At 57.4% G+C, this 20549-nt stretch carries 18 protein-coding genes; 5 read left to right on the forward strand and 13 right to left on the reverse strand.

Going from position 1 to position 20549, the window contains the following annotated elements; translation table 11 throughout:
* Positions 1-25: 25 nt before the first annotated feature.
* Together btsR and ACMGGQ_RS13635 are read right to left on the reverse strand one after the other, a co-directional pair.
* Positions 26-745, reverse strand: a complete 720-nt coding sequence (btsR, locus tag ACMGGQ_RS13630; RefSeq protein WP_420290173.1) for a two-component system response regulator BtsR — start codon at positions 743-745, stop codon at positions 26-28.
* The gene (locus ACMGGQ_RS13635; protein ID WP_024908145.1) at positions 739-2424 is read right to left on the reverse strand and encodes a sensor histidine kinase; all 1686 of its coding nucleotides are present in this window, start codon (positions 2422-2424) and stop codon (positions 739-741) included. Before ACMGGQ_RS13635 ends, btsR begins: the two co-directional genes overlap by 7 nt.
* Before the next feature lie 217 nt (positions 2425-2641).
* On the opposite strand from ACMGGQ_RS13635, the gene mlrA reads away from it, so the two are divergent.
* Entirely contained in the window at positions 2642-3382 is a 741-nt protein-coding gene (gene mlrA, locus ACMGGQ_RS13640; RefSeq protein WP_048224086.1) for an HTH-type transcriptional regulator MlrA, read from the forward strand.
* A 69-nt stretch (positions 3383-3451) separates the two neighbouring features.
* A complete protein-coding gene (locus ACMGGQ_RS13645) occupies positions 3452-3565 on the forward strand; it encodes a protein YohO (RefSeq protein ID WP_008500895.1) in 114 nt (37 codons plus the stop codon).
* Here the strand turns inward: ACMGGQ_RS13645 and ACMGGQ_RS13650 are convergent.
* The 5 genes from ACMGGQ_RS13650 to bglX all read right to left on the reverse strand — a co-directional run bounded on the left by ACMGGQ_RS13650 (position 3540) and on the right by bglX (position 9736).
* Positions 3540-4277, reverse strand: coding sequence for an ABC transporter permease (locus ACMGGQ_RS13650; protein ID WP_045908661.1), 738 nt, complete (start codon positions 4275-4277; stop codon positions 3540-3542). The two genes, ACMGGQ_RS13645 and ACMGGQ_RS13650, sit on opposite strands and share 26 nt — an antisense overlap.
* Entirely contained in the window at positions 4261-5211 is a 951-nt protein-coding gene (locus ACMGGQ_RS13655; RefSeq protein ID WP_420290174.1) for an ABC transporter ATP-binding protein, read from the reverse strand. Before ACMGGQ_RS13655 ends, ACMGGQ_RS13650 begins: the two co-directional genes overlap by 17 nt.
* The gene (locus ACMGGQ_RS13660) at positions 5204-6361 is read right to left on the reverse strand and encodes an ABC transporter permease (RefSeq protein WP_420290175.1); all 1158 of its coding nucleotides are present in this window, start codon (positions 6359-6361) and stop codon (positions 5204-5206) included. Before ACMGGQ_RS13660 ends, ACMGGQ_RS13655 begins: the two co-directional genes overlap by 8 nt.
* Before the next feature lie 12 nt (positions 6362-6373).
* Positions 6374-7291, reverse strand: coding sequence for a glycine betaine ABC transporter substrate-binding protein OsmF (osmF, locus tag ACMGGQ_RS13665; protein ID WP_420290176.1), 918 nt, complete (start codon positions 7289-7291; stop codon positions 6374-6376).
* A gap of 147 nt (positions 7292-7438) precedes the next feature.
* On the reverse strand, positions 7439-9736 hold the full coding sequence (gene bglX / locus ACMGGQ_RS13670) for a beta-glucosidase BglX (protein ID WP_420290177.1): 2298 nt from the start codon (positions 9734-9736) through the stop codon (positions 7439-7441).
* Between the two features lie 189 nt (positions 9737-9925).
* On the opposite strand from bglX, the gene dld reads away from it, so the two are divergent.
* Positions 9926-11674, forward strand: a complete 1749-nt coding sequence (gene dld, locus ACMGGQ_RS13675) for a D-lactate dehydrogenase (protein WP_045908665.1) — start codon at positions 9926-9928, stop codon at positions 11672-11674.
* Between the two features lie 112 nt (positions 11675-11786).
* Positions 11787-12341, forward strand: a complete 555-nt coding sequence (locus tag ACMGGQ_RS13680) for a GNAT family N-acetyltransferase (RefSeq protein WP_045908666.1) — start codon at positions 11787-11789, stop codon at positions 12339-12341.
* A gap of 96 nt (positions 12342-12437) precedes the next feature.
* Here the strand turns inward: ACMGGQ_RS13680 and pbpG are convergent, their stop codons facing one another.
* The gene (gene pbpG, locus ACMGGQ_RS13685) at positions 12438-13361 is read right to left on the reverse strand and encodes a D-alanyl-D-alanine endopeptidase (protein WP_045908667.1); all 924 of its coding nucleotides are present in this window, start codon (positions 13359-13361) and stop codon (positions 12438-12440) included.
* Positions 13362-13528: 167 nt separating this feature from the next.
* On the reverse strand, positions 13529-14116 hold the full coding sequence (locus tag ACMGGQ_RS13690; RefSeq protein WP_023312454.1) for a Yip1 family protein: 588 nt from the start codon (positions 14114-14116) through the stop codon (positions 13529-13531).
* Positions 14117-14273: 157 nt separating this feature from the next.
* On the opposite strand from ACMGGQ_RS13690, the gene ACMGGQ_RS13695 reads away from it, so the two are divergent.
* Complete coding sequence (locus tag ACMGGQ_RS13695) at positions 14274-14846, forward strand: DedA family protein (RefSeq protein ID WP_008500905.1); 573 nt, start codon at positions 14274-14276, stop codon at positions 14844-14846.
* 324 nt (positions 14847-15170) lie between these two features.
* Here the strand turns inward: ACMGGQ_RS13695 and ACMGGQ_RS13700 are convergent.
* The 4 genes from ACMGGQ_RS13700 to ACMGGQ_RS13715 all read right to left on the reverse strand — a co-directional run bounded on the left by ACMGGQ_RS13700 (position 15171) and on the right by ACMGGQ_RS13715 (position 20543).
* Positions 15171-16525 (reverse strand): IS3 family transposase gene (locus ACMGGQ_RS13700; RefSeq protein ID WP_348957715.1). Its coding sequence is split into 2 segments (ribosomal slippage): positions 15171-16075 and positions 16075-16525, totalling 1356 coding nucleotides; the frame shifts between segments, so codons are not numbered across the junction.
* A gap of 188 nt (positions 16526-16713) precedes the next feature.
* On the reverse strand, positions 16714-17478 hold the full coding sequence (locus ACMGGQ_RS13705; protein WP_023615867.1) for an SDR family oxidoreductase: 765 nt from the start codon (positions 17476-17478) through the stop codon (positions 16714-16716).
* 50 nt (positions 17479-17528) lie between these two features.
* Entirely contained in the window at positions 17529-18947 is a 1419-nt protein-coding gene (gene mdtQ / locus ACMGGQ_RS13710) for a multidrug resistance outer membrane protein MdtQ (protein ID WP_325841151.1), read from the reverse strand.
* A 201-nt stretch (positions 18948-19148) separates the two neighbouring features.
* Positions 19149-20543 carry a glycoside hydrolase family 1 protein gene (locus ACMGGQ_RS13715; protein ID WP_420290178.1) on the reverse strand — a complete coding sequence of 465 codons (1395 nt, stop codon included), beginning with the start codon at positions 20541-20543 and terminating at the stop codon, positions 19149-19151.
* Positions 20544-20549 lie beyond the last annotated feature (6 nt).

The raw sequence follows: 20549 nt of genomic DNA on the forward strand, positions 1-20549 counted from the left end.
TGCAATGGCGCGCAGTGTACCAGCTTTACAGCCCAATCGCCTCTTTCAAACTCTTCAGGTAGCGACGGCTGACGGGTACCGTTTGTCCGGCACGCAGCACCAGCTCGGCCTGGCCGTTATCTTCCAGGCGGATCTCCTTCAGATGCGCCATATTCACCAGGTACTGACGGTGACAGCGAATCAGCGGCGTGCGGCTCTCCAGCGTGCGCAGGGTCAGCTCGGTAAACCCTTCGTTCCCTTCCGCGCTGGTGACAAACACCCCGCTCAGACGGCTGCTGACAAAGGCCACATCATCCATCTGCAGAAGATAAATCCGGCTGTGCCCGGTGCAGGGGATAAACTTCAGCGGCTGCTGGTTTTCCGGCAGCAGCGTGACGTCCTGGACCGTGCGCTCCTGGCGTAAACGGGTGAGCGTTTTTTCAAGACGCTTCTCTTCAATCGGCTTGAGCAGATAGTCAAACGCGTGCTCCTCAAAAGCCTTAACGGCATATTCATCAAACGCCGTCAGAAAGACGATGTAGGGACGATGTTCCGGATCGAGCATGCCGACCATCTCCAGCCCGCTGATGCGGGGCATCTGAATATCGAGGAACAGCACGTCCGGACGCAGTTTGTGCACCGCGCCGATGGCCTCAATGGCGTTCGCGCATTCCCCCACAGTCTCAATATCCGGCTGCTCCTGCAGCAGAACGCGCAGGTTTTCCCGTGCCAGCGGCTCGTCATCCACAATCAGCACTCTTAACATGCGTTTTCCTCCAGCGGCAGTCGTACGGTAATACGGGTAAATCGGTCGGGCTCGCAGGCGACGGTAATGCCACAGTCATCGCCAAAATGGGCGCGCAGGCGTTTATCCACCAGGCTCATCCCTAAACCGCCGGAGGCGGAAGGCTGGTAAAGCCCGGCATTATCTTCAATATCCAGCACCAGGTGATGGTTGAAACGGCTGGCGGCAATGGTTATCTCCCCCGTTCCCAGCAGCTGTGACGTACCGTGTTTGATGGCGTTTTCCACAATCGGCTGCAGGGTAAAGGCCGGAAGATGCTGATACGCCAGCTCATCCGGTACGGAGAGCGACACCTGCAGACGAGACTGGAAACGCGCCTGTTCAATCTGCAGATAGGCATTCACGTGCTCAATCTCATCGGCGAGGGTGACGATCTCAGACGGACGTTTCAGATTTTTACGGAAAAAGGTCGACAGAAACTGCACCAGTTGGGCAGCTTGATCGCTGTCGCGGCGGATCACCGCTTTAAGCGTATTGAGGGCGTTGAACAGGAAATGCGGATTGACCTGGGCATGCAGCAGTTTAATCTCAGACTGCGTCAGCAGGGCTTTCTGCCGCTCATACTGTCCGGCGAGGATTTGCGCGGACAGCAGCTGGGCGATCCCCTCCCCCAGCGTGCGGTTGATCGAGCTGAACAGACGGTTTTTCGCCTCATACAGCTTGATGGTGCCCATCACCCGCTGATTCTCGCCGCGCAGCGGAATCACCAGCGTGGAGCCCAGCTTGCACTGCGGATGCAGCGAACAGCGGTAAGGCACTTCGTTACCGTCGGCATACACCACCTCGCCGGTTTCAATGGCGCGCAGCGTGTAGGCTGAGGAGATCGGTTTGCCCGGCAGATGGTGATCGTCACCGGTGCCGGTAAAGGCCAGCAACCGCTCGCGGTCGGTGATGGCCACCGCGCCGATATCCAGCTCCTTGTAGAGCACCTGCGCCACCTTCATGCTGTTCTCTTCGTTAAAGCCCTGGCGCAGGATCCCTTCGGTCGAGGCGGCAACCTTCAGCGCCGTGGCGGAAAAGGCCGAGGTGTACTTCTCAAACATGGCGCGCTTGTCGAGCAGAATGCGCATAAACAGCGCCGCGCCCACGGTATTGGTCACCATCATCGGAGCAGCAATGCTGCTGACCAGGTGCAGCGCATCCTCAAACGGACGGGCAATCAGCAGGATGATCGCCATCTGCGCCATTTCGGCCACAAAGGTGATGGCTCCGGCGGTGAGCGGGCTGAAGACTTTATCCGGGCGGCCGCGTTTAATCATGTAGCTGTGAACCAGGCCGCCAAGCAGACCTTCCACAATCGTGGAGATCATACAGCTCAGGGCCGTCATCCCGCCCATGGAATAGCGATGCAGCCCCCCGGTTAAACCGACAAGGCCACCGACGACGGGACCGCCCAGCAGCCCCCCCATCACCGCGCCAATCGCGCGCGTGTTGGCAATAGAGTCTTCGATATGGAGACCAAAATAAGTCCCCATGATGCAGAAAATAGAGAAGGTGACGTAGCAGAGCAGCTTATGCGGCAGACGTACGGTGACCTGCATCAGCGGAATAAACAGGCGCGTTTTACTCATCAGCCAGGCAATGACAAGAAACACGCACATCTGCTGAAGCAACAGCAGCACCAGATTAAACTCGTACATACTCAAAACCGCACACGCTAAAAACGCGTAACATACACGGATGCGGTTTAACTTTCTTTGAAGCATCCCATAAAAGCGCAAAATCGTGTCCGTTATCACACCTTTTTCTGAATATCGCGCATGCTTCGCATTGTTTGTTCAAAAATCAATCAATCCTTCCTGGTTCGGAAAAGTGGGTCTACAGTTAAGCTGGGGACGCGTAAGCCAGGGGGCGAATATGGCGCTTTACACGATAGGTGAAGTGGCACTCCTTTGTGATATCAATCCCGTTACCCTACGGGCGTGGCAGCGACGGTATGGATTACTCAAACCGCAGAGAACGGACGGTGGTCATCGCCTTTTCAATGAGGCCGATATCGACCGCATCCGCGAGATTAAGAGCTGGATCGACAACGGCGTGCAGGTCGGCAAAGTGAAGTCCCTTCTGAGCCACGACGACCCGGATACGCAGCATCTCTGGCGCGAACAACAGGAAACCCTGCTGCGGCTCCTGCAGGCGGGCAACCTGCAGCGCCTGCGCGCATGGATAAAAGAGCAGGGCCGCGATTACCCGGCACAGACGCTGATCTCCCATCTTTTCATTCCGCTTCGTCGACGCCTGCAGTGCCAACAGTCTACCCTGCAGGCGCTGCTCAGCATGCTCGACGGGGTGCTGATCAACTACATTGCCGTCTGCCTTGCCTCGGCGAAGAACAAAGCCGGCAAAGATGCCCTGGTGGTGGGCTGGAACGTGCACGATACCACCCGCCTGTGGCTGGAAGCGTGGATTGCCACCCAGAAGGGCTGGCGCGTGGATGTCCTGGCGCACTCGCTGGCGCAGCTCAGACCTGAGTTTTTCGACGGCCAGACCCTGCTGGTCTGGTGTGGCGAAGTGCCGTCCGCCACGCAGCAACAGCTGCTGACGGAATGGCGTGAGAATGGTTACCCGGTTTATTCCCTTGGCCCGGATGAGCCATAACGGCATTTAATGGTTCATTAACAGCTGCGCTTCACCGTATAATTGTTCCGTTAACAACAGGAGCACATGATGAAGGCAACCAAACTGGCCATTATTACCCTTTTTGTCCTGATGGCCGTAAGCGGCATCGGCGGCGTAATGCTGGCAGGGTACTCGTTTATTGTTCGCGGCGGTGTCGGCTGAGGTACAGCGCCAGCCGCTCAAAAGCGCGATCGACGACGATTGCTGCCAGCGCGACCAGCACCGCTCCCTGCACAATATAAGCCGTATTAAACCCGCTTAAGCCGATAATGATCGGCGTTCCCAGCGTATTAGCACCGACCGTCGACGCAATGGTCGCCGTCCCGATGTTAATGATGACCGACGTGCGGATCCCGGCAATGATAACCGGTGCCGCAAGCGGCAGTTCAACCTTACGCAGCCGCTGGCCGCGACTCATCCCCATCCCTTCCGCCACGCTCAGCACGGACGCAGGTACCGCCGCGATGCCCGCCAGCGTGCCCTGCAGAACCGGCAGTACGCCGTATAATATCAGCGCAATGATGGCAGGCTGTTGGCCAAAGCCCATCACCGGAACCGCTATCGCCAGCACCGCCACGGGCGGAAACGTCTGTCCGATGGCCGCAATCGTCTCCACCAGCGGACGAAACTCCCGGCCCGCAGGCCGCGTGACCGCGATGCCCGCCCCCACGCCCAGCACAACCGCGATGGCGCTTGAGAGCGCCACCAGCCAGAGATGCGCCAGGGCGAGATTAATGAAGCTCTCCTGCTGATAGACCGGCCGCGGCAGTCCGGGAAAGAGGCTGTTAAACAGCGCCGCGCTGTGGGGCATCAGAAACAGTAAAGCGACAAAGAGCGCTACCAGCCAGAGGAGCGGATCACGCAGTGCCTTCACGCGTCACCTCCCCGGCCAGCAGATCGCGAAAATGTAAGGTTCCGCACGGCGCGCCCCGGGCATCCGAAACGGGCAATACCTCGCACTGGCGCGCGACAAACGCGGAGAGCGCATCCCGCAGGCTCATCTGCGCCTGCAGCGGTTCGCCGCTCACCGGCACCGCCTCCCGACGCATATAGTCGCTGACCGTTCGCAGGGAGAGCAGCCTGACGCCCAGCTCGCTGCGGCCAAAAAACTCGCGCACAAAGTCGTTCTTCGGCCAGGTTAACAGCTCAAGCGGCGAGCCCTGCTGCACCACTTCGCCATGATCCATCAGCACCAGATGGTCAGCCAGGCGCAGGGCTTCATCAATATCGTGCGTCACGAGTACGATCGTGCGTCCGAGAATGCGATGAATGCGGGTCATCTCCGCCTGCAGCGCCCCGCGCGTAACCGGATCCAGCGCGCCAAAGGGTTCGTCCATCAGCAACACCTGCGGGTTGGCCGCCAGCGCGCGCGCCACGCCCACGCGCTGCTGCTGCCCGCCGGAAAGCTGGTGAGGATAGCGATCGCGCAGCGCGGGCTCTAACCCCAGCAGAGACATCAGCTCATCAACACGATCGGCGATTTTCGCCCGCGACCATTTTTCCAGCTGCAGCACGGTGGCGATGTTCTGCGCCACCGTCCAGTGCGGAAACAGGCCGATAGACTGTATGGCATAGCCCATCCGACGACGCAGCTCCAGCACCGGCAGGCTGCGGATCTCTTCCCCGGCAAAGCGAATCAGCCCGCTGTCATGCTCAACCAGCCGGTTGATCATCTTCAGCGTGGTGGACTTGCCCGACCCCGAGGTGCCTATCAGCACGGAAAACGCTCCCTCGGCAAAGTTCAGGTTCAGGTGGCTCGCCGCCGGGCGACCGGCAAAGGTTTTACTGACATCATGAAATTCAATCATTGGCTCTTCTCCCGAGCAGCGCGAGCCATAAGGCAAACAGTGCGTCGACGACCACCGCCAGCGCAATCGTGGGCACCACGCCCAATAACACCAGATCCAGAGCACTGCTCAACAGCCCCTGGAACACCAGCGCGCCAAAGCCACCCGCGCCAATCAGCGCCGCAATCACCGCCATGCCAACGGTCTGGACCGCCACCACCCGCAGGCTACGCAGCAGCAGGGGCAGCGCCAGCGGGAGCTGAATTTTCCAGAAACACTGCCGCGCGCTCATTCCCATCGCATGGGCGCTTTCCAGCACGTCAGGTGCGACCTGGCCTAAACCTGCGACCACGCCGCGCACCAGCGGCAGCAGGGCATACAGCACCAGCGCGATAAGGGCGGGCGTTAGCCCCGTCCCGGCAACACCGAGCGTTCCGAGCATCGGGAATGACTTCACCAGCCCGGCCAGTGGCGCAATCAGCAGGCCAAACAGCGCAATGGAAGGAATGGTCTGGATAACGTTGAGCACGGCAAAAACCCCGCCCTGGCGTGAAGGATGGCGATAGCACCACATGCCAAGGGGGATCCCAACCAGCAGCGCCGGAACGAGCGTACCGAAGAGGATCGTCAGGTGCTGCGCGAGGGCATCATCAAACACCTCCTGACGGTTGGCGTACTCTTTTAACAGCGAGAGGTTGTTCAGTTCCCCGCTGAACAGCAGGAGTAAAGGAATACACCATATCTGCGCATTGAGCACCCAGCGCCAGACGGCACTGGCGATGAGTCGACGAATGGCATCGCTGCAGGCCAGCAGGCAGAGCGCCAGCCACAGCCACAGGCCGCTGCCGATAGTGGTTCTCGCCAGCGGACTTTCCGCCGAGGCCATATGCGTCGCCGCCAGCCCGGCGCTCCAGAACAGGAGGATAAACAGCCCTTCAGAGAGGAACAGCGTCAGCCACTGCGCCGGGCGTCCCTGCCAGAGCGACAGGATCACCCACGCGCCCAGCGATGCCACAAGCCACCCCGGCGTAAACGACCAGACCTGCCAGAGCGCTTTGCCCTCCCCCGACATCAGGCGGTTTGGGGCAACGTTGACAAACGGTAACGCGACCGCCGTGATGGCCACACAGGCCAGCAGCAGCAGGACGCGGTTATGACATTTTATTGGCACAGCCTTTTCCCGTTACTTCACAAGCCCTTGTTGCTTCAGGAAGTCGGCGGCCACTTTTTTGGCATCCAGTCCCTCGACGGCAATGCTGGCATTCAGCTGCTGCAGCGTTTTTTCATCCAGCTTTTCGAAAACCGGTTTGAGCCATTCTGCAATGTCCGGGTACGCTTTTAGCACCGCCTCGCGCACCACGGGGGTCGGCGCGTAAATCGGCTGTACGCCTTTTGGATCGGTCAGGGTTTGCAGGCCAAGCGCCGCCACCGGGCCGTCGGTGCCGTAGGCCATTGCCGCGTTAACGCCGGAGGTTTGCTGTGCCGCCGCTTTGATGGTCACCGCGGTATCCCCGCCCGCCAGCGAGAGCAGCTGAGCCTGGTCGAGCTTGAAGTCGTACGCTTTTTCGAAAGCCGGGAGCGCATCAGGACGCTCGATAAACTCCGCGGACGCCGCCAGCTTAAAGTCGCCCTTCTCTTTCAGGTAGCGGCTGAGATCCGCCAGGGTGGTCAGCTTCCCTTTCTCCGCCACGTCCTTGCGCACGGCGATAGTCCAGGTATTGTTGGCCGGTGCCGGGGTCAGCCAGACCAGTTTGTTCTGTTCCGCGTCGAGTTTTTTGACTTTCTCATACCCGGCTTTGGCGTTTTTCCAGGCCGGATCGTTTTCATCTTTGAAGAAGAATGCGCCGTTGCCGGTGTATTCCGGGTAGATATCCAGCTCGCCGGAGGTAATTGCGCCGCGCACAACAGGCGTAGTGCCGAGCTGGACTTTATTGACCGTTTTCACGCCGTGACTTTCCAGCACCTGCAAAATAATATTGCCGAGCAGCGCGCCTTCGGTATCGATCTTTGAGCCCACCTTTATCGGCTCCGCCGCCTGTAACGGCAGGCTCAGCGCCGCCAGTAACACCGCAGATCCCAACATCCCCTTTGCAATCGTCATTCCGCTATCCTCATTTTTTTGCTGCCTTTTTCAGAGGCTTGAGAGAAAAGCGTAGCTTAAAACGGCGGAATTAACCGTCAAAATGCCTTTTTAGCATAAGGTAAGACGCCTCCCCCGCAGGACGGGGGGAGGCAAAGGAGGGAAAGGTTACAGCAGCTCGAACTCGCCTTTATTCACGCGGGCGGAGTCCACGCCGATAAAGACGTTAAACTTGCCCGGTTCCGCATCATATTTCATCTGCTGGTTCCAGAACTTCAGCGAATCCACGTCGATCGGGAAGCTGATGGTTTTGGTTTCCCCCGGCTTCAGGTTGACCTTCTCAAAACCGCGCAGCTGTTTCACCGGACGGCTCATCGACGCGGTGACATCCTGAACGTACATCTGAATCACCGTTGCCCCTTCACGCTTGCCGGTGTTGGTCACCTCAACGCTGGCGGTGACGTTGCCGTCACGCTTCAGGCTCGGCGACGACATTTTGACGTCAGAAACCTTGAAGGTGGTGTAGCTCAGGCCGTAACCAAACGGATACAGCGGGCCGTTAGCTTCGTCGAAGTAACGAGACGTGTATTTGTTCGGCTTGTCGGCGTTGTACGGGCGACCGGTGTTCAGGTGGCTGTAGTAGACCGGGATCTGCCCGACGGAGCGCGGGAAGGACATCGGCAGCTTGCCCGACGGGTTGTAATCGCCAAACAGCACGTCTGCGATGGCGTTACCGCCTTCGGTACCGGCGAACCAGGTTTCCAGGATGGCGTCAGCCTGCTGGTCTTCTTTCACCAGCGCCAGCGGACGACCGTTCATCAGCACCAGCACCAGCGGCTTGCCGGTGGCTTTCAAGGCGGCGATCAGATCGCGCTGGCTCTGTGGAATGGTGATATCGGTCCGGCTGGAGGCCTCGTGCGCCATACCCTGCGCTTCCCCCACGACCGCGACAACGACGTCAGACTGCTTCGCGGCGTTCACCGCCTCGTCAATCATCTCCTTCGGCGTGCGCGGATCGACCTTGACCGCTTCCTCATACTGGTTGAGGAAGGTCACGATGTCTTTATCGTTGGTGACGTTCGCCCCTTTGGCGTAAACCACTTTGGCGTTTTCACCGACGGCACTCTTGATACCGGTCAGCACGGTCACGGACTGGTCAGCCACGCCCGCGGCAGACCAGCTGCCCATCACGTCGCGCTTGCTGTCGGCCAGCGGCCCCACCACGGCAATGGTGCCGGATTTTTTCAGCGGCAGCGTGTCGAGGCGGTTTTTCAGCAGCACCAGGCTTTCGCGCGCCACGTCACGCGCTTCTTTGCGGTGCAGGCGGCTTTCAGCATTAGTATCTGCCGGGTCAGACTCTTTCGGACCCAGGTGGCTGTACGGATCGTTAAACAGCCCCATGTCGTATTTCACGTTCAGCACGTGACGGGTGGCATCGTCCAGCTCCGCCATCGTCACCTTGCCGCTCTTCACCAGCCCTGGCAGGTATTTGCTGTAATACTCGTCGCTCATGCTCATGTTGATGCCGGACTTGAGCGCGACGCGCACCGCGTCTTCCGGGTCGGAGGCGGTACCGTGTTTGATCAGCTCTTTAATCGCGCCGTGGTCGGAAACGGTGATGCCCTTAAAGCCCCACTGGTCGCGCAGCACGTCTTTCAGCAGCCAGGAATCAGAGGTCGCAGGCGTGCCGTTCAGCGAGTTCAGCGCCACCATCACCGCGCCGCTGCCCGCATCCAGACCGGACTTGTACGGCGGCATGTAGTCGTTGAACAGGCGCTGCGGGCTCATGTCGACGGTGTTGTACTCTTTACCGCCCTCCACCGCGCCGTAGGCCGCGAAGTGCTTGACGCTGGTCATCACCGAGTAGCGGTCCGCCGGGCTTTTGCCCTGCATCGCTTCCACCATGGTTTTACCCATCGTGGAGGTTAAATACGTATCTTCACCAAATCCTTCCGAGCCGCGGCCCCAGCGCGGATCGCGCGAGACGTCCACCATAGGCGCCCAGGTCATGTTCAGGCCGTCGTCCGCCGCTTCATAAGCCGACACGCGCCCGACGGTTTTCACCGCGTCGAGGTTAAAGGAGGAGGCTAAGCCGAGGCTGATGGGGAAGACGGTACGCTGGCCGTGTACCACGTCATAGGCAAAAAACAGCGGAATTTTCAGGCGGCTGAGATCCATCACCTGGTCCTGCATCTTGCGGATATCCTGGCGGGTGACGGTATTAAAGATGGCCCCTACCTGCCCGTCTTTGATCATCTCGCGGATGGCCTCTTTCGGGTTATCCGGGCCGACGCTGATCAGACGCAGCTGGCCGATTTTCTCATCGACCGTCATTTTCTTGAGCAATTCCGTGACAAACGCATCCCGCGCTTCAGGCGTGAGCGGGTGATTGCCAAACAAATCCTCTGCCAGCGCAGGTTGCAGCGCCAGGCTGACGGCGACACCTACAGAACATAGCCATTTCATGTCGTTTTACTCTCTCATCAATAACCGCCGGACGATCTCGGCCATACCGTGCGAAAAGCGCAGTGTGCCACAAACCCTCCGATCGTTGCAGGGTTATTCTCTGATTTTTCTCGTGAATACTCGACCGCTTAACAGTTAATCGCGCTATGCTTTACAGCGAGAAATTTGCCCCACCACAAGGAGTGGAAGATGTCTTCTGTTCGAACTGACGATAACAAAACATTTATTAACGAACTGTCGCGCCTGGTTGGCTCCTCTCACCTGCTTACCGACCCGGCTAAAACCGCCCGCTACCGCAAGGGCTTCCGCTCCGGTCAGGGCGAGGCGCTGGCGGTGGTTTTCCCCGGCACGCTGCTGGAGCTGTGGCGCGTGCTGAGCGCCTGCGTCGCCGCCGACAAGATTATTTTAATGCAGGCGGCCAACACCGGCCTGACCGAAGGCTCTACGCCGAACGGCAACGATTACGATCGTGACATCGTGATTATCAGCACCCTGCGCCTCGACAAGCTGCACCTGCTGGATAAAGGCGAGCAGGTGCTCGCGTTCCCCGGCACGACGCTCTACTCCCTCGAGAAAGCGCTTAAGCCGCTGGGCCGCGAACCGCACTCGGTGATCGGTTCCTCCTGCATTGGCGCCTCGGTGGTCGGTGGGATCTGCAATAACTCCGGCGGCTCGCTGGTACAGCGTGGCCCCGCCTACACCGAGATGTCGCTGTTTGCCCGTATTGACGAAAACGGCAAGCTGACGCTGGTGAACCATCTGGGAATCGATCTCGGCGTGACGCCGGAACAGATCCTCAGCAAGCTCGACGACGATCGCGTGAAGGACGAAGACGTTCAGCACGACGGCCGCCATGCGCACGACCATGACTACGTGACCCGGGTGCGGGATATCAACGCTGACACCCCGGCGCGCTATAACGCCGACCCGGATCGCCTGTTTGAATCCTCCGGCTGCGCGGGCAAGCTGGCCGTTTTTGCGGTACGTCTCGACACGTTCCCGGCAGAGAAAAAGCAGCAGGTATTTTACATCGGCACCAACCAGCCTGAGGTTCTGACGGAGATCCGCCGTCATATTCTGGGCGAATTCACCCATCTGCCGGTGGCGGGCGAGTACATGCACCGGGACATTTACGACATCGCCGAGCGCTACGGCAAAGACACGTTCCTGATGATCGACAAGCTCGGCACCGACAAAATGCCGTTCTTCTTCACCATGAAGGGCCGTACCGACGCGATGCTGGAGAAAGTGTCGCTGTTCAAACCCCACTTCACCGACCGCTTTATGCAGAAGCTGGGCAACGTTTTCCCGGCGCATCTGCCGGAGAGAATGAAAACCTGGCGCGACAAGTACGAACATCACCTGCTGCTGAAAATGGCCGGAGACGGGATCGCCGAAGCGCAGGCCTGGCTGACCGAGTTCTTCAAAACCGCCGAAGGGGATTTCTTTGCCTGTACGCCTGAAGAGGGCAGCAAAGCGTTTCTGCACCGCTTTGCCGCCGCTGGTGCCGCCATCCGATATCAGGCGGTGCATTCCGAAGAGGTGGAAGACATTCTGGCGCTGGATATCGCCCTGCGGCGTAACGACACCGAGTGGTTTGAACACCTGCCGCCGGAAATCGACAGCAAGCTGGTGCATAAGCTCTATTACGGCCACTTTATGTGCTATGTCTTCCATCAGGATTACATCGTCAAAAAAGGGGTCGATGCACACGAACTGAAGGAGCAGATGCTCGCCCTTTTGCGTGAACGTGGCGCACAATATCCTGCGGAACACAACGTCGGACATCTTTATAAAGCCCCGGACGCACTTAAGCAGTTTTATCGCGAGAATGACCCTACAAACAGCATGAATCCCGGCATCGGTAAAACAACGCGGAAGAAATACTGGAAAGAGAGCGAAGACGCGGAGCAGCGCATAACGCAAGCGTCTGATTAATTCCTACAGCCAAATTTGAGAGATTGTTAAGCGCTCCTTAATCGTAATAGAGTAACTGCTCATCGCCGGAGAAACGTTTCTCCGGCATTCGATAACGAGGAGCAGGCACATCATGTCGGCTATTGATGTTTTATCCGAGACCGAGCTGGAAGTGCGCGATGCCCTTCCCGATGATGTGCATGCCATTGCCGCGATCTATGCCTGGCATGTACTTCACGGGCGCGCGTCATTTGAAGAAGTCCCCCCGACCATTGACGAAATGCGCCAACGTATGAAAAGCGTGACTGAGAACGGTTTACCGTGGCTTATTGCGCTGTACCGCGGCATTGTGGTGGGCTACTGCTATGCCACCCCTTACCGACCGCGACACGCCTACCGCTATACCCTGGAAGAGTCGATTTACGTGGATGCCAGCATCACCGGGCGCGGTTTTGGCACGGCACTGATGGATGCGCTGATTGAACGCTGCGAGCAAGGGCCGTGGCGGCAGATGATTGCCGTAGTGGGAGATGGCAATAACAACGCCGGTTCGTTACGCCTGCATAAAAAACATGGTTTCGTGATTGTCGGTCAGCTGCGCAGCGTAGGCTATAAGAAAGGAGACTGGCGGGATACGGTGATTATGCAGCGCCCGCTCAACGACGGCGACTGGACGCTGCCGGAATAAACGCAGTGCGGTCTGGTGCCCTCACCCCGGCCCTCTCCCACAGGAAGAGGGAGAAAACATAAAAAACGGTAACATGCGTTACCGTTTTGCTTTTACCTAATCGTTCTGTGCCGTCGCCATCTGCTCGGCTTTCTGCTTTTTATACGTCAATGCCGCGGCCGGGACAGGCTGCACTTTTCCTGTTTCAATCCAGGTACGCAGGCGGCTCGCATCCGCGAAGTGCGTGTATTTGCCGAAGGCATCCATCACCACCAGCGCCACCGGCTTACCGTTAAACACGGTGCGCATCACCAGACAGTGTCCTGCCGCGTTGGTAAAGCCGGTTTTGGTTAGCTGAATATTCCAGTTATCCCGGTAAACCAGATGGTTAGTATTGCGGAACGGCAGCGTATAGGCTGGGTTCGCAAAGGTCGCCATCTCTTCACGGGTGGTACTGAGCTGACCAATCAGCGGGTACTGTTTGCTGGCAATCAGCAGTTTCGTCAGATCGCGCGCCGTGGAGACGTTGTTGATCGACAGCCCCGTCGGTTCAACATAGTGCGTATTGTTCATCCCCAGCGCTTTGGCTTTGGCATTCATCGCGCGGATAAAGGCGTCGTAGCCGCCCGGATAGTGGTGCGCCAGGCTCGCCGCCGCGCGGTTTTCAGACGACATCAGCGCCAGCAGCAGCATATTCTTACGGCTGATCTCACTGTTCAGGCGCACGCGGGAGTAGATCCCCTTCATCTCCGGCGTGTGGCTGATATCCACTTTCAGTTTTTCGTCCAGCGGCAGATGGGCATCAAGCACCACCATCGCGGTCATTAATTTGGTAATTGAGGCGATCGGTCGCACCAGATCCGGATGGCTGGCGTAAATCACCTTATTGGTGTTGAGATCGACAATCATCGCGCTGCCGGAAGCAATTTGCGGCTGAGCGGCGGTAGCAGTCACCGCGGGCGTTTTGGCGACGGCCGGCACGGCAGCGGACGCACCCAGCAACAGCGCCAGGCTAAGTAAAGAGACTCGGAATTTCAGCATGGTGAGACTTCTGATAATTATTCACGCACGTCATAACGTACACCGCCTGGGTCGACGGATAAACTCAGGCTGGCTTCGGCATCATAGCCGTCAGCGGGCGTTGTCGCCAGAGGATAATCGTGAACAGATGCTGCATTGCTGGCATTTACGCCAGCAATGCAGTGCGTTTAGAAGAGACGGTATCCATAACCCCAAAGAATTACCGTCAGCGCCAGTAGCGCCTCCAGCACCAGCACCCCGATGGCAAGCGTTGAACTGGAGAAGCTCAGGCCCTCTTCTTTATTGATATTCAGGAAGGTTGGAACCCCCAGATACAGCAGATAACCGGTGTAAAATAGGGCAATAGTACCGATCAGCGCGCACAGCCAGACCAGTGGATAGAGCGCAACAATACCGCTTAAGAACAGCGGAGTCGCGACATACCCGGCAAAGACCATACAGTGCGCCAGCGATGGACGTTGCGGATAGTTACGCGCCATCCAGTGAATGACCCGCCCCATGACCGCCACACCCGCCAGCATCAGGCCATAAAAGACGATGGCCAGATAGAGTCCGGTAAACCAGGAAAGCTGAACCACGGTGCCGTCACCGAAGTTCCAGCCGATTTGTGTCGTTCCGATAAAAGCGCATATTACCGGCACCGCAGCCATCAGCAGCACGTGGTGCGTGTAATGATGCGAGACCGTTTCGTTCTCACTTTTAATGACATGCATTTCACGATCGGGATGGGAGAAAAGTCCCCAGACATGGTTCATAGCGCCCCCTTGTTGTCGGCCCGTCAGCGATACCTTAAGTATAATGCAGGCTTTAGATTATTTTATGTACAGTGGGAAATTTCCGTTGATTTCCCCGCTGTTGATTCATGGGGTATATGATTAAACGAGGCACGCTGAGGGAGATAACAGTTACGTAATGGATATTAACGCACTTATTGAGCAATATGGATATGCCGCGCTGGTGATCGGTAGCGTGGCAGAAGGTGAAACCATCACGCTGTTAGGGGGCGTCGCCGCGCATCAGGGGTTACTGAAATTCCCGCTGGTCGTCGCCGCGGTCGCGCTGGGCGGGATGATAGGCGATCAGCTGCTCTACTTTCTGGGGCTGCGCTTTGGACCAACGCTGCTAAAGCGTTTCGCAAAGCATCAGAAGAAAATCCGCCGCGCTCAGCGGCTCATTCAACGTCATCCCTATCTGTTCGTCATTGGCACCCGCTTTATGTATGGCTTTCGCATTATCGGGCCGATACTGATTGGCGCCAGCCATCTGCCGCCCAAAATTTTTCTGCCGCTCAATATTGTGGGCGCGATTGCCTGGGCGCTGATCTTTACGACGCTCGGTTATGTAGGGGGCGAAGTGATTGCGCCCTGGCTGCATAATCTCGACCAGCACCTGAAGCACTGGGCGTGGTTGATTCTGGTGGTTGTGGCGGTGATTGCGGTTCGACTGTGGCTGAAGCATCGGGAAAAGACGCGGGATGAGGAGTGAGTGCGGCCTGATGCCCTAACCCACAGGGCTGAGTAATCCCCAGTAATTTTTTAACCGGAAGCGATGTATATAGTTTCAGGAAAATTAACGACTTACGGCAACACCCTGGTCCGGCTGTAAATCGCCGAAGCGTTTCCGTAAGGCCGGGGCGAGGCGCAGGGATGCGCCGAGAGGGCGTGGCCTGCAGGGATGCAGGCTCATGCCCGACCCGATAGCCTGAAGGAATAAGCTGAGGGGACCGCGAAGCGGCGATTTACCGCCGGGAGCCCGGGTCGCCAGGGCGGCGGCGATTGCACTGAACCCCTAAACCTGGACACCATGCTTTCATTGTTGTTCTGTCAGAGTCCGGTATTCAACCGGACTCATCCCGCCCGTTTTTAAACTGATTCGTTCGGTATTGTAATAGCGAATATACCTGCCAATATCGCTTTCAAGCTCTTTCACTGAACTGTACTTTTTCCTGTAATACATCTCTACTTTCAGGTGACTGAAGAAGTTTTCCATCACTGCATTATCCAGACAGTTGCCCTTACGCGACATACTTTGTGTTATGCCTGCATCAGCCAGCATTCTGCGCCAGACAGGCGTTCTGTAAGCCCAGCCCTGATCACTGTGCAACATCGCACCTTCTTTGTTTCTGCATGCATTAAGCGCTTTTTTTAGCATCCTGCAGACCAGAGGTTGCGACTGACTGGTTGATGTTTGCCAGGCCACAATTTCATTATTGAACAGATCCTGAAGGGCCGAAAGGAACAGTTTTTGACCACCGGCACGGAACTCCGTCACGTCTGTGCACCACTTTATCCCACTGCGTTCGGCTCTGAAGTTGCGAGCAAGAAGATTATCGGAAGCCGGGCCACCACCGGCCATACAGGAACGGTATTTTCTTCGGCGCAACTGGCATGTCAGATCATACTTTTTCATCAATATACGAACCGTTTTATGGTTCAGCGTGAAGGCCTCATTACGCAGTGCCGCCGTCATTCTTCGGTAACCATAGCATTGGGCGTTTCTCTGACTGATCGTGAACATAGCACTGACAGCAGCCGCATACCGAACCGGCTCACCTGCGGGTCTGGATATCTGGTAATAATACGTGCTGCGCGCCAGCCCTGCGGCACAGAGCAGGTAAACAAGTCGGTGGTCTGCAAGCAGACTCTGTATCACTCGCGCTTTTTCTGCTGTTCCCTGAGAGTCTTTTCTTCCCTCAGGGCTTTGAGCTTTTTTAGATATGCGTTTTCCGCCCGCAGATATTCCAGCTCTCTCAGAAGTTCTGAGGGAGTCATCTCACTGAGCGGTCTGGAGTCAGGTATAAACTTTTTCTGTGACATAGCGGGCCCGGATTTGGCTGTATTAAGCGCCTGTGCGCCGCCTTTCCGGTAACGTCTTGTCCAGTCGAGAATGAGCGACTCATTTGGAATGGCAAAGCGCGCTGAAGCTTCCGCATAGCTGCACCCGTGTTCAGCAACATAACGGATTACGCGGAGCCTGAAAGCTGAAGTATAGGTCCGTGCAGGACGGTCCTCCAGCCCGGCCTTCCCCTGACGCCTGTAAGACCGTATCCAGCGGGTAAGAGGTGTTCGGCCAACACTGAACAGACGGGCTGTTTCTTTAATGCTCGACTGGCCAGTCATGTAATGCTGAACAGCCTCAAGACGGATGTGGAAGGGATATCTCATAAGGACCTCCAGATTCTATGATCTGGTGTCCTGGATATGGGGTTCAGTGCAGACTGAGCCGCCCTGGCACGTTCACAGGTCATGTCGTTACAGAGTAGCAAAGAACATAAAGTGAACGGAATGACCACTACAGCCGTATGTTCCCCCTCACCCCAGCCCTCTCCCTCAAGGGAGAGGGCGAAAGGAAACTACCCCTCCGGCTTAAACTGCGGGTTCGCCAGCATAAAGCCCCCGTCGACGATAAACGATTGCCCTGTTGTATAGCTGGCGTCGCTGTCACACAGCCACGCCACCAGGCTGGCAATCTCTTTCGTGTGGCCCGGTCTTGCCAGCGGGATTTCCGGCATTGAGCCTTCCTTCACTTCGCTGTCGTCCATGTCATTCATTGGCGTGGCAATGGCACCCGGCGCGACGGCGTTCACCAGAATGTTGTGCTTCACCAGCTCCATCGCCATGGATTTGGTTAACCCGCCGAGCGCGTGTTTCGCCGCCGTGTAGGCGCTGGCCTCCGGCAGGGGCGTGTGTTCATGTACCGAGGTGATGTTCACAATCCGCCCCCCTTCCCCCTGCTTCACCATCTGCCTTGCGGCTATCTGTGAACAAAGAAACGCCCCGTCCACGTCGACGGTGAAAATGTTCCGCCAGTCGTCGAACGGCATCTCGAGGAACGGCGCTTTGGTCATCGCCCCTGCATTATTGACCAGCACGTCCAGCCGGCCAAAACGCGCAATCAGCGTTTCAATGGCCTCAGCGCCTTCCGGCAGCGTGCTTAAATCAAGATGGATAGCCTCCGCACGCTGTCCCTGCGCTTCGACTTCGCGGCAGGTTTCCAGCGCCCCTTTCTCATCCGAGTGCCAGGTGACGCCAATATCAAACCCGCGCTCAGCCAGCATCAGGGCCGTGGTTTTCCCAATCCCGGAATCCGATGCGGTAACAATCGCTACTCTGGTCATACTCACCTCCTGAAAAACTGCAAAGAGGTAAGTATAGATAATGGCCTTTTTTAGCCATGATGATAGCCGCCGCCCAGCGCCGAGGTCAGCTGCAGGGTAGCGTCGACATATTGCCCCTTCAGCAGCACGCCTTCGAGGTGCTCTTTGAGGGCCGGTATTCTGGCTTCACTGACCCGGGAGCCCGCAATAATCCCCGCGCTGAAACGCGCCTGAGCCAGCGCCACGACCCGTGCCGCATCTTTTTCAACCTGCTGCTGATGGCTGTTCTTCGCCATTAGCGTTTCGACTTCGCTGGCCGTGCGTGCCACCTGATTGACGGCCTCCACTACCGCTTTGTTGTAGTTGGCAACCGAGAGATTGTTCTGCGCCTGGGCGATATCCAGGCTGGCGTTCAGCCTGCCGCTGTCAAAAATTGGCAGCGTCAACCCGGCGGTCACGCCCATCTGCTGCGCGGATGAACGGAACAGATCGCTCAGGTGGAGGGCATCCTGCTGTAAGAACGCCATCAAGTTCACGTCAGGATAGAACGCTGCTCTGGCGGCCTCCACCTCGCTCATGGAGGCGTCGATATACCAGTGCGCCTCCTGAAGATCCGGGCGGCGTGCCAGCAGTTCATAGCCGAGCGTCGACGGTAACGAGGCTTCCACCGTCGGCAAGGCGTGCCGCGTCAGCTTCACGGAGGGGGCGTTGGTCAGCGCGACCAGGCGCGCCTCTATGGCTTTCATCTTCCCGTTGACCCCGGCCAGCTGCTCTTCGGTTTTGCTGGCGTTGATGTCCGTTTCGACGCCCTCCACGGAGGAGGTGATGCCGTGTTGATACAGCTCGCGGTCGGCGCCGATAATATTGTCCTGCTCATGTTTGATCTGCGCGAGGACCTCCCCCACGGCGGCCTGCGTTTGCCATTCCCAGTAAAGACGCGCCACGCTGCTGGCCAGCAGCTGACGGGTCTGCTCCAGCTCCGCTTTTTGCGCATTTACTTTGCCTATCCGGGCTTCGACCTGCGCACGATTTTTTCCCCACAGATCGAGATCCCAGCCTGCCGTCAGGCCAAAGGTGCCGTTGGTGTACCACGGCCCGGTTGTCCCTGCCGCCGGGTCGGTAATGGCAAAGGGCCCCATCAGCCCTTCGGCGGACATTTTCTGACGTTCGGCATCCGCTGAAAAATCAATCTGCGGACCGTCGGATGCCATAGCCGCTTTGGCCTGGGCTTCAGCGAGCGTAATGCGCTGACGGGCAATCTGCATATCCGGCGCATCGCTTAATGCTTTCGCGATCAGCGAATTAAGTTCAGGATCGTTATATGCTTTCCACCACTCATTTTTCGGCCAGTCCTGATGAGCCAGAACCGTCTTTACCGACGCCGCCGTGGTTTGCGTTTTAATGGGAGATACCGTGGCATGTTCAGGCGCGCAGGCAGCCAGAATAAATGCAAAGGGAACACTCAGAGATAAAATAAAAGAACGTTTCATTACGCCATATACTCAAAAAATAAAGGCGCAAATTACGCTTGATTCTGTTTGTTTTTTTAGTAATGCGTGGCAACGCGTAAATTGTCATAGATTTAAATATACGGAAAAGTATTCACCGAAATTATTATTTAAATTTAATTATGCAAATAAAAAATAATCAACCCGACAGCGTGAACGTCCTCTGTCAGGTTGATCGCGTTATTAAACTTTCAGCGACGCGCCTTTCGTCGCAATGACCTCTTTATACCAGTAGAAGCTTTTCTTGCGGCTGCGCGCCAGCGTACCTTTTCCGCTGTCATCGCGATCGACGTAAATAAAGCCGTAGCGCTTAGAGAGTTCAGCTTTTGATGCGCTCACCAGGTCGATTGGGCCCCAGCTGGTATAGCCCATCACCTCAACGCCGTCTTCGATCGCTTCACGCACCTGCACCAGATGGTCGTTAAGGTAGCTGATGCGGTAGTCATCCTGCACCGTGCCGTCCGCGTCCGGTTTATCCTTTGCTCCCAGACCATTTTCCACGATAAACAGCGGCTTCTGATAGCGATCCCAGAGCACGTTTAGCAGGGTACGCAGGCCGATGGAGTCAATCTGCCAGCCCCATTCGGAACTGGCCAGATGCGGGTTTGGCACCATGCTCAGGATGTTGCCGCGCGCCTGCTGGTTGAGGGCGTCGTCCGCGGTGACGCAGCCCGTCATGTAGTAGCTGAAGGAGATAAAATCGACGGTCGATTTCAGCGCCTCGCGGTCGGCATCCGTGACCTCAAGCTGAATACCGTTGTCGCGGAAGAAGCGCTGCATATACCCCGGGTAGGCACCGCGACACTGTACGTCACCAAAGAATTGCCAGGCGCGGTTTTCCTGCAGTGTTTCCAGAACATCTTCCGGCTTGCAGGTCAGCGGATACATCAGACCGCCCAGCAGCATATTGCCAATTCTGCCATCAGGAACGATCTCATGGCAGGCCTTCACCGCCAGCGCGCTGGCCACCAGCTGATGATGGATCGCCTGATACACTTCGCCTTTGCTGCTGGTTTCCGGCAGGCCCACGCCGGTCATCGGCGCGTGCAGAGACATATTGATCTCGTTGAAGGTCAGCCAGAGCTTGACCTTTTCTTTGTAGCGCACAAACACGGTACGGGCGTAGCGCTCGAAGAACTCAATAGTCTGGCGGCTGCCCCATCCGCCGTACTGCTTCACCAGCCCCCACGGCATTTCGTAATGCGACAGCGTCACCAGCGGGGTAATGTTGTGCGCGGCCAGCTCGTCAAACAGCCGGTCGTAAAACGCCAGCCCCGCCTCGTTCGGCTGCTCCTCGTCGCCGTTCGGAAAAATGCGGGTCCAGGCAATGGAGACGCGCAGGCAGCTAAAGCCCATCTCCGCGAACAGTTTGATGTCTTCCGGATAGCGATGATAGAAGTCGATGGCAACATCCTTGATGCCGCTGTCGCCCGCCACGCGCTCAACCACCGGGCCGAAGACTCCCTGCGGCTGAACGTCAGAGGTGGACAGCCCTTTCCCCTCCTCCAGATACGCGCCCTCTACCTGATTCGCGGCAACCGCGCCGCCCCATAAAAAATCGTCCGGGAAAGTTTTCATCACGTT

This window comes from Enterobacter sp. BNK-13 (assembly GCF_048685015.1).
Taxonomy (GTDB): Bacteria; Pseudomonadota; Gammaproteobacteria; order Enterobacterales; family Enterobacteriaceae; genus Enterobacter; species Enterobacter quasiroggenkampii.

Bases quoted from the DNA above. Each gene is read 5' to 3' on its own strand.
- pbpG (WP_045908667.1), bottom strand. From the start codon at position 13,361: ATGCTGAAATTCCGAGTCTCTTTACTTAGCCTGGCGCTGTTGCTGGGT.
- mlrA (WP_048224086.1), top strand. From the start codon at position 2,642: ATGGCGCTTTACACGATAGGTGAAGTGGCACTCCTTTGTGATATCAAT.
- mdtQ (WP_325841151.1), bottom strand. From the start codon at position 18,947: ATGAAACGTTCTTTTATTTTATCTCTGAGTGTTCCCTTTGCATTTATT.
- ACMGGQ_RS13695 (WP_008500905.1), top strand. From the start codon at position 14,274: ATGGATATTAACGCACTTATTGAGCAATATGGATATGCCGCGCTGGTG.
- btsR (WP_420290173.1), bottom strand. From the start codon at position 745: ATGTTAAGAGTGCTGATTGTGGATGACGAGCCGCTGGCACGGGAAAAC.
- bglX (WP_420290177.1), bottom strand. From the start codon at position 9,736: ATGAAATGGCTATGTTCTGTAGGTGTCGCCGTCAGCCTGGCGCTGCAA.
- dld (WP_045908665.1), top strand. From the start codon at position 9,926: ATGTCTTCTGTTCGAACTGACGATAACAAAACATTTATTAACGAACTG.
- ACMGGQ_RS13715 (WP_420290178.1), bottom strand. From the start codon at position 20,543: ATGAAAACTTTCCCGGACGATTTTTTATGGGGCGGCGCGGTTGCCGCG.
- ACMGGQ_RS13645 (WP_008500895.1), top strand. From the start codon at position 3,452: ATGAAGGCAACCAAACTGGCCATTATTACCCTTTTTGTCCTGATGGCC.
- ACMGGQ_RS13680 (WP_045908666.1), top strand. From the start codon at position 11,787: ATGTCGGCTATTGATGTTTTATCCGAGACCGAGCTGGAAGTGCGCGAT.
- ACMGGQ_RS13690 (WP_023312454.1), bottom strand. From the start codon at position 14,116: ATGAACCATGTCTGGGGACTTTTCTCCCATCCCGATCGTGAAATGCAT.
- ACMGGQ_RS13635 (WP_024908145.1), bottom strand. From the start codon at position 2,424: ATGTACGAGTTTAATCTGGTGCTGCTGTTGCTTCAGCAGATGTGCGTG.
- osmF (WP_420290176.1), bottom strand. From the start codon at position 7,291: ATGACGATTGCAAAGGGGATGTTGGGATCTGCGGTGTTACTGGCGGCG.
- ACMGGQ_RS13655 (WP_420290174.1), bottom strand. From the start codon at position 5,211: ATGATTGAATTTCATGATGTCAGTAAAACCTTTGCCGGTCGCCCGGCG.
- ACMGGQ_RS13705 (WP_023615867.1), bottom strand. From the start codon at position 17,478: ATGACCAGAGTAGCGATTGTTACCGCATCGGATTCCGGGATTGGGAAA.